Origin of the sequence: Streptomyces sp. NBC_00306 (assembly GCF_036169555.1) — a bacterium.
GTDB lineage: Bacteria > Actinomycetota > Actinomycetes > Streptomycetales > Streptomycetaceae > Streptomyces > Streptomyces achmelvichensis.
The window spans coordinates 4,909,626-4,925,276 of sequence record NZ_CP108032.1 but is presented as its reverse complement, the minus strand read 5'-3'; the positions used below and the strand labels follow the sequence as shown (position 1 = coordinate 4,925,276).

The 15,651-nt window shown below is 71.5% G+C and carries 14 protein-coding genes; 6 read left to right on the top strand and 8 right to left on the bottom strand.

Features of this window, described 5'->3' with window-relative positions:
• The first annotated feature begins 218 nt into the window (after positions 1-218).
• A complete protein-coding gene (locus tag OHA05_RS22040) occupies positions 219-1,277 on the top strand; it encodes a C40 family peptidase (RefSeq protein ID WP_328861502.1) in 1,059 nt (352 codons plus the stop codon).
• 141 nt (positions 1,278-1,418) lie between these two features.
• Here the strand turns inward: OHA05_RS22040 and OHA05_RS22035 are convergent, their stop codons facing one another.
• From OHA05_RS22035 to OHA05_RS22025, 3 genes are all read right to left on the bottom strand, one after another.
• Positions 1,419-2,642, bottom strand: coding sequence for an alpha/beta hydrolase (locus tag OHA05_RS22035; RefSeq protein ID WP_328861501.1), 1,224 nt, complete (start codon positions 2,640-2,642; stop codon positions 1,419-1,421).
• A gap of 70 nt (positions 2,643-2,712) precedes the next feature.
• A complete protein-coding gene (locus OHA05_RS22030) occupies positions 2,713-3,402 on the bottom strand; it encodes a response regulator transcription factor (RefSeq protein ID WP_313944608.1) in 690 nt (229 codons plus the stop codon).
• On the bottom strand, positions 3,399-4,694 hold the full coding sequence (locus OHA05_RS22025) for a PspC domain-containing protein (RefSeq protein WP_328861500.1): 1,296 nt from the start codon (positions 4,692-4,694) through the stop codon (positions 3,399-3,401). The genes OHA05_RS22030 and OHA05_RS22025 overlap by 4 nt, the downstream gene beginning before the upstream one ends.
• A gap of 140 nt (positions 4,695-4,834) precedes the next feature.
• Between OHA05_RS22025 and OHA05_RS22020 the strand changes: the two genes are divergently transcribed.
• Positions 4,835-6,127, top strand: coding sequence for a PspC domain-containing protein (locus tag OHA05_RS22020; protein WP_328861499.1), 1,293 nt, complete (start codon positions 4,835-4,837; stop codon positions 6,125-6,127).
• Positions 6,114-6,389, top strand: a complete 276-nt coding sequence (locus OHA05_RS22015; protein ID WP_313944611.1) for a hypothetical protein — start codon at positions 6,114-6,116, stop codon at positions 6,387-6,389. Before OHA05_RS22020 ends, OHA05_RS22015 begins: the two co-directional genes overlap by 14 nt.
• Here the strand turns inward: OHA05_RS22015 and OHA05_RS22010 are convergent.
• The 3 genes from OHA05_RS22010 to OHA05_RS22000 form a co-directional block, all read right to left on the bottom strand.
• The gene (locus OHA05_RS22010; protein WP_313944612.1) at positions 6,296-6,820 is read right to left on the bottom strand and encodes a DoxX family protein; all 525 of its coding nucleotides are present in this window, start codon (positions 6,818-6,820) and stop codon (positions 6,296-6,298) included. The genes OHA05_RS22015 and OHA05_RS22010 overlap by 94 nt on opposite strands.
• Before the next feature lie 124 nt (positions 6,821-6,944).
• Positions 6,945-8,213, bottom strand: a complete 1,269-nt coding sequence (locus tag OHA05_RS22005; RefSeq protein WP_313944613.1) for a hypothetical protein — start codon at positions 8,211-8,213, stop codon at positions 6,945-6,947.
• 111 nt (positions 8,214-8,324) lie between these two features.
• Entirely contained in the window at positions 8,325-9,113 is a 789-nt protein-coding gene (locus OHA05_RS22000) for a class II aldolase/adducin family protein (RefSeq protein ID WP_313944614.1), read from the bottom strand.
• A gap of 69 nt (positions 9,114-9,182) precedes the next feature.
• Here OHA05_RS22000 and OHA05_RS21995 point away from each other — a divergent pair, with 69 nt between their 5' ends.
• Positions 9,183-9,626, top strand: coding sequence for a cupin domain-containing protein (locus OHA05_RS21995; protein WP_313944615.1), 444 nt, complete (start codon positions 9,183-9,185; stop codon positions 9,624-9,626).
• Between the two features lie 16 nt (positions 9,627-9,642).
• Here the strand turns inward: OHA05_RS21995 and guaA are convergent, their stop codons facing one another.
• Positions 9,643-11,238 (bottom strand): glutamine-hydrolyzing GMP synthase, encoded by a 1,596-nt coding sequence (gene guaA, locus OHA05_RS21990; protein ID WP_313944616.1) that lies wholly within the window; start codon positions 11,236-11,238, stop codon positions 9,643-9,645.
• A 312-nt stretch (positions 11,239-11,550) separates the two neighbouring features.
• Between guaA and OHA05_RS21985 the strand changes: the two genes are divergently transcribed.
• Positions 11,551-11,847 carry a chorismate mutase gene (locus tag OHA05_RS21985; protein WP_328861498.1) on the top strand — a complete coding sequence of 99 codons (297 nt, stop codon included), beginning with the start codon at positions 11,551-11,553 and terminating at the stop codon, positions 11,845-11,847.
• A 648-nt stretch (positions 11,848-12,495) separates the two neighbouring features.
• On the opposite strand, the gene OHA05_RS21980 is transcribed toward OHA05_RS21985, so the two are convergent.
• Positions 12,496-14,199 (bottom strand): peptidase, encoded by a 1,704-nt coding sequence (locus OHA05_RS21980; protein ID WP_328861497.1) that lies wholly within the window; start codon positions 14,197-14,199, stop codon positions 12,496-12,498.
• A gap of 393 nt (positions 14,200-14,592) precedes the next feature.
• Between OHA05_RS21980 and OHA05_RS21975 the strand changes: the two genes are divergently transcribed.
• Complete coding sequence (locus tag OHA05_RS21975) at positions 14,593-15,588, top strand: LPXTG cell wall anchor domain-containing protein (RefSeq protein WP_313944619.1); 996 nt, start codon at positions 14,593-14,595, stop codon at positions 15,586-15,588.
• Positions 15,589-15,651 lie beyond the last annotated feature (63 nt).

Genomic DNA, 15,651 nt, shown 5'->3' with positions numbered 1-15,651 from the left:
AGCAAGATGTCCACCTTCGGGCACATTCGGTCCTTGCCCCTCCCTGCCGTGACCCCCAGGTTTAGCGTCCTGCCTCAGATGACCGACTCCCCACCGCCGTCGCAGCACCGGGCGGCAGTCGGCCGTCACGCCGAGAGATCCGGCGGCGGACCGCTCCCCTGTGCGGGCCGCCGCCGGACCCGGACCCGCAGGGATGACGGAAGGACGTACACGCACCCGTGGCCGCGCACCGGAAGCCCAAGCAGCATCTCCTCTCCGGGCCCGCAGCCCGTACCGCCGCCACCCTCGCGCTCGCAGGAGCGGCGTCCGCGACCGCCTTCGACGGAGTCGGCCACGCGGAACCCGCTCTCACACCGGCCCAGGTCAAGGACAAGGCGGACAAGCTGCACCACGAGGCGGAGGTGGCCACGGAGAAGTACAACGGGGCCAAGGAACGCACCGCGGCGTTACGCACCACGGTCGACCGGCTGCGCGACGAGGCCGCCCGCAGGACCGACCGTCTCAACTCCTCGCGCAACGCACTCGGTTCGATCGCCACCGCCCAGTACCGCGCCGGGAGCATCGACCCCGCCGTTCAGCTCGCGCTCACCTCCGACCCCGACGAGTACCTGGAGCGGGCCGCGCTCGCCGAACGCACGGGTGAGCGGCAGGCCGCCGCGATCGCCGGGGTGCACCAGCAGCTGGTGGAGCTCGGCCGGCTGCGGGCGCAGGCGGGCGAGCGGATGGAGAGCCTCAAGGACCGGCAGGCGGAACTGGCCCGGCACAAAGCGACCGTGCAGAGCAAACTCTCGGCCGCCGAGCGGATGCTGGACCGGCTCACGGCCGAACAGCGTGCCTCGTACGAGGCGGGGTCCGGCCACGGGGACTCCGCCCCCACCGCGCGCGCCGACCGCTCCACGGCCCCCCGCGGCGCCCTGCGGGCCCCCGACGCCCGCGCCGCCCAGGCCGTCGCCTACGCCTACGGGGCGCTCGGCAAGCCGTACGTCTGGGGAGCGACCGGCCCGTCCTCCTTCGACTGCTCCGGCCTCACCCAGGCGGCCTGGCGCTCGGCCGGCGTCTCGCTCCCGAGGACCACGTACACCCAGATCAACGCGGGCCGACGGGTGTCACGGTCCGAACTGGCCCCGGGCGACCTGGTGTTCTTCTACTCGGGCATCAGCCATGTCGGCCTCTACATCGGCGGCGGCCAGATGATCCACGCACCGCGCCCGGGCGCCCCGGTCCGGGTCGCGTCGATCGACGACATGCCGTTCGCGGGGGCGACGCGTCCGTCGTAGGGGCCCGGGGTCATCGACGAGCGTCCGCCGTAGGGGCCCGGGGGTCCGGGGGTCCGTCGTAGGAGTCCGGGGCCATCGACGAGCGTCCGTCGCGGGGCCTCGCGCACAGGCGTCCGGCGTCCTCACGCGCAGCGCCCGACCTCACTCCAGTATCCCGCCGCCCGCCCCCGACGGTTCGTCCACCTCTGCCCCCTCCGCCTCCGGACGGTCCTGACGCCCGGCGCCCCCGCCCGGGCCGCCCTGGCCCGGCGTCCCGTCCTCCAGCTTCATCTCCCGCGTCAACCACCGGAACGCGTACGGCAGTTCCGCACCCCACACCCGCGTGACGTGACCGCCCACCGTCGGCCGGACCTCGACCCTGGTCGGCGGCTTCGACGCGTCGCGGAGCGCGAGGCCCGGGAGGTAGCCGTCCGCGCCCTCTCCCGTGGCCAGCAGGGAGACCCGGGGCGGCGTCTTCGCCGCCATGAGGATGTTCAGGACGTCGTTCTCCCGGCGCAGCTGCGGGTCCGCCCCCGTGATGGAGGTCTTCTCCGCCGCCGGGTCGTTGTAGCCGGACAGGCTCACCGCGGCGGAGTAGCGGTCCGGGTGGGCGAGGGCCAGTTTGGCCGCTCCGTGGCCGCCGGCCGAGTAGCCGGCTATCGCCCAGCTCGTGGGGGCCAGCGAGGCGCGGAAGTTGTCGGCGACCATCTTGCGCACGTCCACGGTCAGCCAGCTGTCCGCGTTGACCGTGCCCGGGACGTTCGCGTACCCGGTGTCCTTGTCGCCGAGCAGCATCGTGCGCGGCGAGACGAGGATGAAGGGGGCCACGACACCCGATTCGATCAGCGGCTGGATCCGGGACTGCACCTTCATGGCGCGGAACCAGCTCTTCGAGGAACCGGGGAAGCCGGCGAGCAGCTCGACGACGGGGAACTGCTTGTCGCGGTACGCGGGGTCGTCGTACTGCGGCGGCAGCCAGACGTACACCTCGCCCTCCACGCCGGAGACCGCGCCCTTGAGGTAGGTGCGGCGGAGGCCGTTGCCGAGGCCCGGCTCGTCGACCTTCTCGAAGGTCTGGCGCACCTTCGGCAACGCGGCGATCTGCCGGCCACCGGTCCCGCTGGGCCCGAGGTCGACCGCGTTGTTCACATGGTTGGACGTGCCGAGCAGATCGTCCCAGCTGCCGTAGAGACCGTTGGAGTTGTTCACCGACACGAAGACCATGAGAACGGCCGTGGCCTGCGCGAAGACCACCATGAACACCCGGCACGCGCCCCGCACGACCGCGGGTCCGCGCAGTCGGCTCCACAGCAGCAGCGGCAGCAGCACGGCGATCACGACCAGGACGATCGTGATCACGAAGAAGGTGTTCCCCGTCAGATTCATCACGCACAGCAAGAGGTGAACTCGGCACCGGCGGTTGCCCGGCTATGTACCGATTACCTCACAACGGCTGTCAGACGAGTCGTCGCGCCGTCGCCCACCGGGTCAGTTCGTGACGGTTCGACAGCTGGAGTTTGCGCAGGACGGCGGAGACATGGGACTCGACCGTCTTCACCGAGATGAAGAGCTGCTTGGCGATCTCCTTGTACGCGTAGCCCCGCGCGATCAGCCGCAGCACCTCGCGCTCGCGCTGGGTGAGGCGGTCGAGGTCCTCGTCGACGGGCGGTGCGTCCGTCGAGGCGAAGGCGTCGAGCACGAAGCCGGCCAGCCGCGGTGAGAAGACCGCGTCGCCGTCCTGCACCCGGAAGATCGAGTTCACCAGGTCCGTGCCGGTGATGGTCTTGGTGACGTAACCGCGGGCGCCGCCGCGGATCACGCCGATCACGTCCTCGGCGGCATCCGAGACGGACAGCGCCAGGAACCGTACGGGACGGTCCGCTGCCGACATCAGCGAGGCGCAGCGCCGCAGCACCTCGACCCCTCCGCCGCCCGGGAGGTGCACGTCCAGCAGGACGACCTCGGGCCGGGTCGCGGTGATCACGGTGACCGCCTGGTCCACGTCGGCGGCCTCGCCGACCACTTCCACGCCGGTGGTCTCGGTCTGGCCGATCTCCGCCTGCACGCCGGTGCGGAACATCCGGTGGTCGTCGACGAGCACGACCCTCGCCCGCCGCTCGGTGCTCTCTCCCGCAGCCTCGGTCATCCGTCCGCCCTCTCCATCTTGAGCTCCACTTCCGTGCCCTCGCCGGGTGCCGAGGTGAGCCGTGCCGTGCCGCCGTGGCGCTGCATACGGCCGATGATCGATTCCCTGACGCCCATACGGTCGCGCGGTACGGAATCCAGATCGAAGCCCGGCCCCCTGTCCCTGACGGAGACGAAGACCGTACGGCCCTCGACCTCCGCGAAGACCTGGACCGCCCCGCCCTCGCCACCGTACTTGGCCGCGTTCACCATTGCCTCGCGTGCGGCCTGCATCTGTGCGCTCAGTTTCTCGTCGAGCGGGCAGTCGCCGACGACGACGACCTCCAGCGGGACGCCGTGCTTGTCCTCGACCTCGGCGGCGGCCTTCTTCACCGCCTCCGCGAGCGTGTCCGGCTCCTCGTCCTCCTCCTTGCCGGTGCCCTCGGGCTTGTACAGCCAGTTCCGCAACTCCCGCTCCTGGGCGCGGGCGAGGCGGCGGACCTCGCCGCCGTCATCGGCGTTGCGCTGGATCAGGGTGAGCGTGTGCAGGACGGAGTCGTGGACGTGGGCGGCCACCTCGGCGCGCTCCTGCGCCCGGATGCGCATCGTCCGCTCCTCCGAGAGGTCCTGCGTCATCCGCACCAGCCAGGGGCCGGCGAGCAGGGCGACTCCGGCGATGACCGCGATCGCGGCGGTCAGGACGTTGCCGAGCTGGGCGGCCGAGCCGCGCACCACCATGAAGACGGTCAGGCCCATGCCGACCAGGGCCACGCCGGCCAGCGCACGGCCCACCTGGAGCAGCCTGCGGCGGCGGCCTGCGGCCTGGGTCCAGCGGGCCCGGCGGGCGTTGTCCGCCTGCCGCCACACCAGCACCACACCGGCGCCGATCAGGAGGGTCGGCCAGATGTAGCGGTTGGCGCTACCGCCCATGTCGATGTTCTGGGCGAAGATCGCGGCGCCGATGAGGAGCGCGACCATCGCGAACAGCTGGCCCTTGTCGGGCTTGCGGAGCTTGCGTCTGCCGTCGGGGGTGGTCTCGAAGACGGAGCGCGGCTCGGCCGCCCTGCCGCCGACGCCGAGCGGCACGACGATCCAGAAGACCGCGTACAGCAGCACCCCGAGGCCGTTGGAGAGGAACAGGGCGAGGAAGACCAGCCGGACCCAGATGACCGGCAGGCCAAGATGGCCCGCGAGGCCGCGGGCCACACCGCCCAGCATCCGCCCGTCGGCGCTGCGGTAGAGCTTGCGCACCGGCACCTCCTCCGGCGCGGTGGCGCGCGAGGGTCCGGCGGCTCGGGGCGTGGCGACTGGCATGACCCGATCGTCACACGCGGGGGCACACGGCGGTATCAGGGTCGTCCCTTAATCCGACCCTGAGTGCGGCAGCGGATATCAGGGGACGGCCAGGGTCGGCCCGGGTGCCGTTCGCGCCGGGCGCCCGTCACCATGGACCCATGACTTCGCCGACCACGCCGCAGGCGACTCAGGAAGGGGCGCCCGAGACGCACCCCGACGCGCCGCTGCGCCGCACACCCCGCCAGAAGGTGCTGGCGGGCGTCTGCGGCGGGCTCGGCCGTTACTTCGACCTCGATCCGGTCATCTTCCGGATCGTGATCGGTGTGCTGTCGGTGACCGGCGGCGTGGGCCTGATCTTCTACGGCTTCGCCTGGCTGCTGATCCCGCAGGAGGACGACGACGAGACCGAGGGGCGGCGGCTGCTGTCGGGCCGGGTCGAGGGCGCGTCCTTGACGGCGGTGTTTCTCGCGCTGATCGGCTGCGGGCTGTTCCTCACGATGCTGAGCAACGGGGGCACGATCGCCTTCGCCGTGCTCCTGTCCGTCGCGGCCGCCGGCGCGGCCGTGTGGTCGCAGCGTCGCCGCAGCGTCGTTCCCGAAGGTGCGCCGCTGGATCCGGCGACGGCGCACGCGGTCGCCGAGGCACCGCCGGAGACGAAGGCGCCGCCCGCCCCCGACAGTCCGTCCTGGTGGCGCGACCCGATCGTCAAGGACGGCACGACGGGGCCGGTGCCGTCCGGCTATCTGTGGGGCCCGGAGTCGGCGCTCGGGGAGGCGGTCCAGCCGAAGCGGGAGCGCCCCGCCCGGACCCGTGCGCGCGGTCCGCGCGGCATCGGCGGCACGGTGTTCCTGCTCGCCCTGGCCGCCGGCGGTACGGGCACGGCCGCGAGCTGGGAGACCCATCCGCTGGGCACGAGCCTGCAGATCGGTCTGGTCTGCGCGCTGGCGGTGTTCGGCCTCGGACTGCTGGTCAGTTCGGTGCTGGGCCGTACCGGCTTCGGCACGGTGCTGATGACGGGGATCACGGCGGTTCTGCTGGCGGGCGCCGCCGCGCTTCCGAAGGACATCAGTACCGAGTGGGCGCGGACGGACTGGAAGCCGGCCTCGGTCGCGGCCGTGGCACCGCGGTACGAACTGGGCTCGGGCATCGGCACTCTCGACCTCTCCGCCGCCGCCGTCCCCGCGGGCGAGACCCTGTCGACACGGGTGGAGGTCGGGGCCGGGGGCGTGAAGGTCGTCGTCCCGAAGAACGCTCCGGTGAAGCTGCGGGCCGAGGTCGGACTGGGCGACATCAGGCTGCCCGGCGACGCGAAGAACGACATCGACGTCCAGCCCGGTCAGCAGCGGCAGCAGACGCTGTCGCCGCCCGCCGGGGTCAAGCCGTCGGGCACGATCGAACTCCGCCTCGAAGTGGGCGTCGGACAGGTGGAGGTGACCCGTGCCGCGTCGTGACATCCGGCATGCGTTCAGGCCGGGCAAGGTGGTCGCGGGTCTGGCGGTGCTGGCCGCAGCGCTGCTGTACGCCGGCGATGCGGCCGGCACCTGGCAGATCCCGTGGTTCGTGGTCTTCCCGGTGGTCTTCGGCGGTCTGTTCCTGTCCGGGGCGGTGGGTCTGGTGGACTACAAGGTGCGCCGTCGCCGGGAGGCGATGGCGGCGTCGACGGACAGGACCGACGCCCCGGCGAGCACCAGCGGCAGCCAGGCCATCAGGTAGGCCAGGTCGTTGCCGTAGTAGTACGGCTCGGTCTGCCAGCTGACGGTCAGCCACAGGCTCAGCGAGATGAGCGCGCCACCGAACGCGGCCAGCCGGGCGAGCAGTCCGACGAGGGTGCCGATGCCGACGGCGAGCTCTCCGAAGGCGATCGCGTAGCCGAAGTTCTCGGGGCTCTTGAGGGCGAGGTCGACGAGCCCGGGGACGGCGGAGCTGTCCCGCACACTGCGCATCAGGTCCCCGACCGAGCCGGTGCCGCTCGCCGCCATGAACTGGCTGTCGGTGAGCTTGTCGATCCCCGCGTAGATGAAGGTCACGCCGAGGAAGATCCGCAGCGGCAGCAGGGCGTACTGACTCGCCCGCTCCCTCCAGCCGCCGTGGTGTCCGCCGTCGATCGTGCCGTAGCCGGATGTCGTCCGATATGTATGTGTCATCGCTGGTCCCGCCTTCGGTTGACCCGTCAACTGACCATACGTACGTCGTCGCCGCGCGGCTCACCAGGCATGCGGCTCACACTGCGACAACCACCCCGGGAGTGCTCGCCCGTGACGGGCCGGATCAGTCGGTCACATCGATGACGACCGGGCTGCTCTCACCGCCGGCGGCGGTCACCACCTGCACCTCGACCCGCCCGGGCTCGACCTCCACGGGGACCGGCACCGTCAGCACGGTGTCGGTGGGGTTGGCGAAACCGCCGGGGACCGGGATCAGCGGGACGTGGACGTGGACCGTGCCGATACGCACGACCAGCCGGGCGAGGCGGTCCGGGGAGCCCGCGCCGGGCGGTACGAAGCCGGTGCCGCGGATCTCGATGTCGTCGCCGGTACGGATGGGGGCGTCCAGGTCCCCGGCCTCGCGCGCCCGGACCACCGAGAAGACGACCGGCCGGCCGCCCTCCGCGTACTTCCCCGCGAAGTACGTCACCGCCGAGACGGCGACCAGCAGCGCGAGGCCCCACGGCAGATCGGGCAGCCGCTCGGGCCGGCGGGCGAGGCACACCAGCGTGAAGACCATGGCGACCGCGCCGACCAGGACGTACTGCACGTCCGCGAAACTGCCGCGGCCGCTGTCGTCGCAAAGCAGGTCGGCCAGGCGCGGCCGGTCCGCGCGCACCTTCTGGAGCCGCCGTGCCACGACCCGCAGGGCCACCACCCGGCGGACGGCCACGGCGATGGCGCACGTGAGGGCGAGGACGGAGAGCAGGCCCGCGCCCCGGGCGAGACCGAGGCCGTCGATCAGGGTGTCCCGGCGGGAGGGGGCGGAGGCGAGCGCCAGCTCGAAGGCGATCACCAGCACGGCGTAGGCGACCAGCAGGACCCAGGTGACGGCGACCGCGCGGGAGGTGGAGAGCCGGTTGTCCTCGCCGATGAGGGGCGCCAGGAGGCCGCCGCGGGCGCGGTGCAGCCGGGCGGTCACGGTCAGGAGCGCGCCGAAGAGGACCGCGGCGAGGAGTCCCGCCGTACGTGCGGCGGTCCAGCCCGCGCCTATCGCCGTCACGCTCTGTCCGAGCGCCAGCGCCACCACGGCCGCCCACACCGCGATCACCGAGCGCTGCCAGATCAACTGGAGCCAGGCGTCGCCGGCTTCACGGCTGCGGTCGGCGACCCCGCGTGCCGACTGGGTCAGTTCGTCCGACACCCACTGGCGCGAAGCGCCCGGCGAGTGGGCGACCCCGGCGGGCAGACCCTGCCCCGCGGCCAGTTCGTCCCGTCGTGCGAGAAACGCGGCGACCGCGCGCCGATGACCCTCGCGTGCGCCGTGCGTGCACTCCTCGCACTGTCCCGCTTCCTGCACCGCCACGAACGTCTGCCGCCTTCCGAGCCCCACGTCGACCGAACTTCCTTGCAATTCCAGGGAATTGTGCCGTACGCAAGGGGCGCGCGCTCCGGCGCCCGAGGCCACAGGGGGTGAATACGGCGCCGCTACGTTGACGGGAGACTACTGGAGAAGCCCGGGTTCCGCCCGGCTGATCTGCTGCCACAGCGGCTGGTAGTTGATCCACGCGACCAGATCGGTGCCGAGCTGCTCGCGGGTGGCCACCGCGTCACGGTGATCGATCAGCGCGGGCTTGCCCGCCGCCCGCGCCGTGAGCTGCACCTGGGCGCAGCGTTCCATGGAGATGAACCACCAGGCGGCGGCGTCGACCGAGTCGCCGACGGTCAGCAGTCCGTGGTTGCGCAGGACGGCGGCTTTGTGCGGGCCGAGGGCCTCGGCGATGCGCCGGCCTTCCTCCTCGTCGACCACCACACCGGTGTAGCGGTCCATCAGCGCGTGGTCCTCGTAGAAGGCGCACGCCTCCTGGGTGATCGGCTCGATCAGCTCGCCGAGCGCCGACAGCGCGCGTCCGTGCACGGAGTGGGTGTGGGCGACGGCGACGACGTCCGGCCGCGCGCGGTGGACCTGGGCGTGCACCGCGAAGGCGGCCTGGTTGACATGGTGACGCCCGGCGACGACCTGCCCCTGGCCGTTCGCCAGCACCAGGTCCCCGGCCGTGACATGCGCGAACGGCACACCGAAGGGGTTGACCCAGAAGCAGTCCGCGAACTCCGGGTCCCGCGCGGTGACATGCCCGGACACCCCGTCCTCGTATCCGAACCGGCCGAAGAGCCGCAGCGCCCCCGCGAGCCGCTCCTTGCGGTACGCACGCTCGTCGGCGACGGTCTCGTGCACGGGCGGCATGGCGAATCGCAGCTGGTCAACCGGTATCGGCGAGGGCGTCTCAGTCATGGCACGGAAGCTACCTCCGGGTACCTCAACTGACCAGAGACTTCACGTCCCTTGCGCGAGAATGCCCCCATGAGCGAACACACTTCCCCGCTGGTTCCGCTGCTCGGGCTGGAGCGCCATGTCGAGGGCGGATGGTTCAGGGAGACCTGGCGGACGCCCGGCGGGACGACCCCGCCCGGCTACCCCGGCGAGCGGGCCTACGCCACCGGTATCTACTTCCTGCTGCACCCCGGCGAGCGCTCGCGCTGGCACCGGGTGCGGTCGGACGAGCTGTGGCTGTGGCACCGCGGCGGCCCGCTGCGGCTGCACCTCGGGGGCACCGGGGACGAGCCGTCGCACGACACGACGCTCAGGCTCGGCCCGTCGGTGGAGTCCGGCGAGATGCCGCAGCTGCTGGTGCCCGCCGGCACCTGGCAGTCGGCGGACCCGGCGGGAACGGAGCCGGCGCTGGTGACCTGCGTCGTCTCGCCGGGCTTCCACTACGACGACTTCGAACTGGAGAAGCCGTCGTAGCGGAACTGCCCGGGGACTACTCCCACTCGATGGTGCCCGGCGGCTTGCTCGTCACGTCGAGGACCACGCGGTTGACGTCCGCGACCTCGTTGGTGATGCGGGTCGAGATCTTCGCCAGCACGTCGTACGGCATCCGCGTCCAGTCCGCCGTCATGGCGTCCTCGGAGGACACGGGACGCAGGACGATCGGGTGGCCGTAGGTGCGTCCGTCACCCTGGACACCGACACTGCGGACATCGGCGAGCAGCACCACCGGGCACTGCCAGATGTCACGGTCGAGACCGGCCGCGGTCAGCTCCTCGCGGGCGATGGAGTCGGCCTCGCGCAGGAGGTCGAGCCGCTCCTTGGTGACGTCGCCGACGATCCGGATGCCGAGGCCGGGGCCCGGGAACGGCTGGCGCTGGACGATCTCCTCCGGCAGGCCCAGTTCCTGGCCGACCATCCGGACCTCGTCCTTGAACAGCTGGCGCAGCGGCTCGACGAGCTGGAACTCCAGGTCCTCGGGCAGACCGCCGACGTTGTGGTGCGACTTGATGTTGGCGGTACCGCTGCCGCCGCCGGACTCGACGACGTCCGGGTAGAGCGTGCCCTGGACGAGGAAGGCGACTTCCTCGCCGGCCTCGGCCTCGGCCACGATCTCGGCCTGCGCCTGCTCGAAGACCCGGATGAACTCGCGGCCGATGATCTTCCGCTTCTGCTCGGGGTCGGCGACCCCCTTCAGCGCGTCGAGGAAACGCTCCTCGGCGTCGACGACCTTGAGCTGTACGCCCGTTGCCGCGACGAAGTCCTTCTCGACCTGCTCGGTCTCACCCTTGCGCATCAGACCGTGGTCGACGTACACACAGGTCAGCTGGGAGCCGATGGCCTTCTGCACGAGAGCGGCGGCCACCGCGGAGTCCACGCCGCCGGACAGCCCGCAGATCGCGCGCTTGTCGCCGACCTGCTCGCGGATGGCGGCGACCTGCTCCTCGATGACGTTCCCGGTGGTCCAGGTCGGCTCGATGCCGGCCCCCCGGTAGAGGAAGTGCTCGAGAACCTGCTGGCCGTGCGTGGAGTGCATCACCTCGGGGTGGTACTGCACGCCGTACAGCTTCTTCTCGTCGTTCTCGAAGGCGGCGACGGGGACCACGTCCGTGGACGCGGTGACTGTGAAGCCCTCCGGGGCGGCGGAGCAGGCGTCGCCGTGGGACATCCACACCGGCTGCTCGGACGGGGTGCCCTCGAAGAGCGTCGAACCGGCCTTGGAGACGTGCAGCGGGGTACGGCCGTACTCACGCGCCCCCGTGTTGTCGACGGTGCCGCCGAGGGTCGTGGCCATCAGCTGGAAGCCGTAGCACATGCCGAAGACGGGGACCCCGGCCTCGAAGATCGCGCGGTCCAGGCGCGGGGCGCCCTCCGCGTAGACGGACGAGGGACCGCCGGAGAGGATGATCGCCTTGGGGTTCTTGGCCAGCATCTCGGCGACGGGCATCGTCGAGGGGACGATCTCGCTGTAGACCCGGGCCTCACGGACACGGCGGGCGATGAGCTGGGCGTACTGGGCGCCGAAATCGACAACCAGGACGACGTCCGGGTTCGATGCGGGCGCGGCAGCGGGGGACGCTGATGACACTGGCGGCCTTCCGGCGGTGGGCGGGGTCGGTTCTGCCGATTCTACCGGGGCGCGCGGGGGCCTCTTCCGTCTCACCATCCGAACCCGGCTTTGGCCCCGGGCGGGAGGTCGGTCCATACTGTGCCCATGCACATGCAGCTGACCTTCGTCTTTACCTATGGCACCGGCCCGTCCGGCTGCCATGGTCGTGCTGCTTGAGCAACTGACAAGCGACTTCCCAGGCGCCCCGGGCCGACAAGGCCCGGGGCGTTCTGTCATTTCCGGGCCGTGCCGGACCGGGGACGCCTCCTTCGGAACAAGGAGCCCCACGCCATGACACTCGCCGAGAAGACCGTCACGGAGAAGACCGGCGCCCGCACCCCCGAGGCCGCGGACGTGATCGCCTCCGCCCGCGAGCGGATCGACGCCCTCGACGACCGGATCATCGGTCTCGTGCAGGAACGGATGGCCGTGTCGGCCGTCATCCAGGACGCGCGTCTGTCGTCCGGCGGTCGCCGGGTGAACCTGTCCCGCGAGATGGAGGTGCTCAGCCACTTCCGCGACGCGCTCGGCCGGCCCGGCACCTCGCTGGCGATGACGCTGCTGGAGCTGTGCCGGGGCCGCATCTGAGTTCGGTTGCATCCTCACCCGTACGGCGCGTGACCGCGGGCGACAGGGGGTCGTTGGTCCCGGTGTCCGTGTCAGCCAGGGGCGGGCCAGTGCAGGAAACCACGCGTGGCTCCGCTGGGGCGTGTGACGTATCTCAGGTACGTCGTGGGACCTCGCCCCAGCGCGCGTGACCGGTCGGCAGGGGACAGCAGCCCGGTCACTCCAAGGGCGGTCGGCTTCCGGGGACGCCCGGGGCCGACCGCATCCGATCCGAACAGCTGCTCTCGCAGCACGCCCAGCACGATGCCAGAACCCGCGCATCCCCACTGCGCGACTCCACAGCCAGAGGCCGACACCACCCGTGCGCCGCAGGGGCCTGTCGTTCGGAACAGGCCCCGGGTGCGCACGACGGGCGGCCGTTCCCCGCGGCGCAACCCCCCGGCGCCGCGACTCGGCACCGGCGCTGCCCTGACGCCGGTGCCGATCGCCAAGGGCCCCGCGGACAGCGCGTCCGGCGGGGCCCTTGCTCTGCGTCCGGGCCGAGGGCCCGGTCACGGTGTTCACCGCTTCCGCTCGGGCAGGTCCGGTCTCGTCGATCAGATCCGCCCGGTGACCCCTGCTCGGTCAGTACGACGCGATCGGTGCGACATGATCGGTGCGATCGGCGTCTCACGCACCGGTCGTCGCGCGGCGGCGACGGACGGCGACGAAGAGGACCCCGCCCGCGGCCAGCGCGACGGCGGCGGCCGACGCGGTGAGCAGCGCGGTCGAGCCGGTGGAGGCCAGCCCGCCTTCGGCCGTACCGCCACCGGACGCGGCGGTGCCCGCGGCCGTACCGCCCGTGGACTGCGCCGAGTCGCCACCCGTGGAGCCACCGGTCGAACCGCCGGTGGTGGAACCGCCGGAGGTGCCGCCCGTGGTGGTGCCGGAGTCCTTGCCGTTCAGGACGAGCTTCGCGGTGTTGTTGGCCATGTTCGGGTCGAACTGCAGCGCGGGCTCGGGCTCGTGCCAGTTGCGCACGGTCACGGTTCCCGTCGCGTCGGCGACGACCTTCTCGACCGTGAGCTCGAAGGGCAGCGCGAAGTCCGCGTTCTCCAGGACCACGGAGCCGACCTCGCAGATGTAGCGGGGCGCGCCGAGCTGCTTGTCGCGCTCACCACCCGACGCCGTCACGCCGTTGCAGGACTTCGGCTTGGCGGTGACCTTGGCGCCCTCGGGGATCCTGACGTCCACGACGCCGATGGATTCACCGGAGCGGATGTAACCGATCCACGCCGGGCCCTGGTTGCGGAAGCCGATGCCGGCCTTGACCGTCTCGCCGACGGCGGCCTTCTCCACGCTCACGCCGTACGCGGCGAAGTCCGCCGTGTTCTTGGCGCGGATGCCCTGCTCCTGCTGGTTGTTCCACGGGTCGAGGTCCGCAGAACGGGCCGGGGCGGCCTGCTTCTTCACTCCGAGAACCCCTCCGGTGCCCGGGGTGAAGGCGGCGCCGGCACGCTGGGCGGCACGCTCCTTCGGGCTGTCCTCGTTGACGCGGTAGATGAAGTCCTCGATGAAGGCGTGACCGGCCGCCTTCACCGTGAAGGGCTTCTCCAGCTCGTAGACGGCACCCGGCTCGAAGGGTCCTTCGAGGGCGCAGATCGCGGTGGAGTAGACGTGTTCGAAGTCCTCACCCGTGCCCTGGCTGTACTCGCAGTTGGAGAACCGCTCGGGGATCTCGATGCCGTGCGAGTACATCAGCGTGAGCAGCACATCGCCGGCCGCGGACGTGCCCGCGTTGGCGAACGTGATCGGAGCGCGCTGCGCCTGGCCCGGCTTGACGTCCGCCGTCAGGTTCAGCGGCTTCATCACCAGGTCGGGACCGCCCACGGTCACCTTGGTCGCGAAGGACGTGAAGGTGGCGCCCTCTGCCGAGCCGGAGACCTTGATGTCACCGGTGGCGCCGGGCTTGCTGCCCTTGGCGGCGGAGACCTTCAGCTCGGCGACGCTGCTGAGACCGGCCCACACGCCGTAGTCGGTGCAGACGCCGGTGGTGCCGGTGATCTTGCAGTCCGAGCTCCCGGTGTCGCCGAACTTCACATCGGCGACACCGGCGAGGGCGCTGAGGTCGAACCTGACGGTGTACTCGCCGTCGAAGTCGCCGTTCTCCACGTCCTCGCTGGGGTTGTTCACCGTCACATCGACGGTTGTCGTCTGGGGCTTGCCCGTGGCGGGATACGGGCGCAGCCCGACCTCGGCCGGGCCGCCGAGGGTGAACACGGGGCCGTCCGCGTGGGCGGGAGCGGCGGTGAGCACTGCGCCGGCGAACAGCCCGGCGACAGCGAGGGCGGTGGCCGAACGACGGCCGGCAGCCGGAAGGGACAGGCGTCTCATCAACGAACCTTCGAGATCAGTTGGGATCCGTGGGGCCCCGGGGGTGCATGGGGCGGTGACAGCGCAGGTTCGACCGCGCACCCGGGGGAAAGGTTGTGCGATCACCACAGGCGCCAGAGCGTGACGCGCATCACAGTCAACGGCCGGGCCGGGACGGCGGTTTCAGGACAGCCGGGCCGACGGCACGAGCCGGCCCCCGCCGGCCCCCCGCGACCCCGTGACGACGTATGTGACGGGCGCCACATAAATATTCTGTGAGTTCGTGTGCAACCTTTTCGGCCACTCGCCGGTCATCTATGCGTATCAACGGCCTCACCCGTGCACCCCCACCCCGGAAGGCCCTCCAGACTCAGTGCCGCTGTGATGCGGCACCCGGACTTCACTGAGGTCTTCATGAAGCTTCGCCGCGCTATGGCCGTCGCCGCCGCGACCGCAGTCATAGCCCCCGCCGCGTTCCTGTCGGCTCCGGCCGCGTTCGCGACGGGCTCGCCGACCACCACCGAGTCCACGACTCCGGAGGCCGGCGAGAGCACCACCCCGTCCGGTTCGCCCTCGGCGACCGAGACGGCCCCGGGGACGGCCCCCGAGCCGGGCACGAGCACCAGCGCCTCGCCCAGCGACTCCGCCCCCTCGCCGAGCGCACCGCTCAACACCCCCAGCTCCCCCGCCGCGACGCCCAGCGCGACGGAGTCGGAGCCGGAGGAGGAGCTGCCGGTCGAGTGCGAGGACGCCAAGATCGACGTGTCGATCACGGGGCTTCCCGGCAAGATCGCCGCGGGCAGCGGCTGGCACAAGTTCAGCCTGAACATCTACAACTCGTCGGACAGCACGCTGACCGACCTCGTCTACTTCGCCGGCGCCTCCGCCGACGAGCTGGGCGAGGAGCTGTTCACCCGCAAGCAGGTCCGTCTCCAGGCCTTCGACGCGGACACCAAGACCTGGTACGACCTGCGCGGCCCGGACGGCGAGGCCGTCGGCTTCGTCGGCTGGTCGGAGACGCTGGAGCCCGAGTTCGAGGTCGACATCCCGCTGCGGATCAACGTCAAGGCCGGTGCCCCGGTGGGTGCGGGCTTCTCGCTCGGCGCGAGCATCTACAGCGACGAGGACGCCGAGTGCATCGGCAGCGGTGACATCGCGTACAAGTTCCAGATCGTGAAGGCCGGTACGGACACCGGCGGCACGAAGCCGCAGGAGGGTGGCAAGGTTCCGGTCGCCACCGAGAAGCCGAGCACGGGCACCAACACGGGCGCCCAGGTCACCGGCAGCCTCGCCGAGACCGGCTCCGATTCCGTCCTGCCCGTCGTCGGGATCGTCGGCGGTGTCGCCGTTCTCGCCGGTGCAGGTGTGGTCTTCGCGATGAAGCGCCGCCGTGAGGACGCGACGGCGTAACACGAGCCACCTGCAAGACCGGAAGGGCCGCTGCACTCGGAGGGGGGTGCAGCGGCCCTTCTC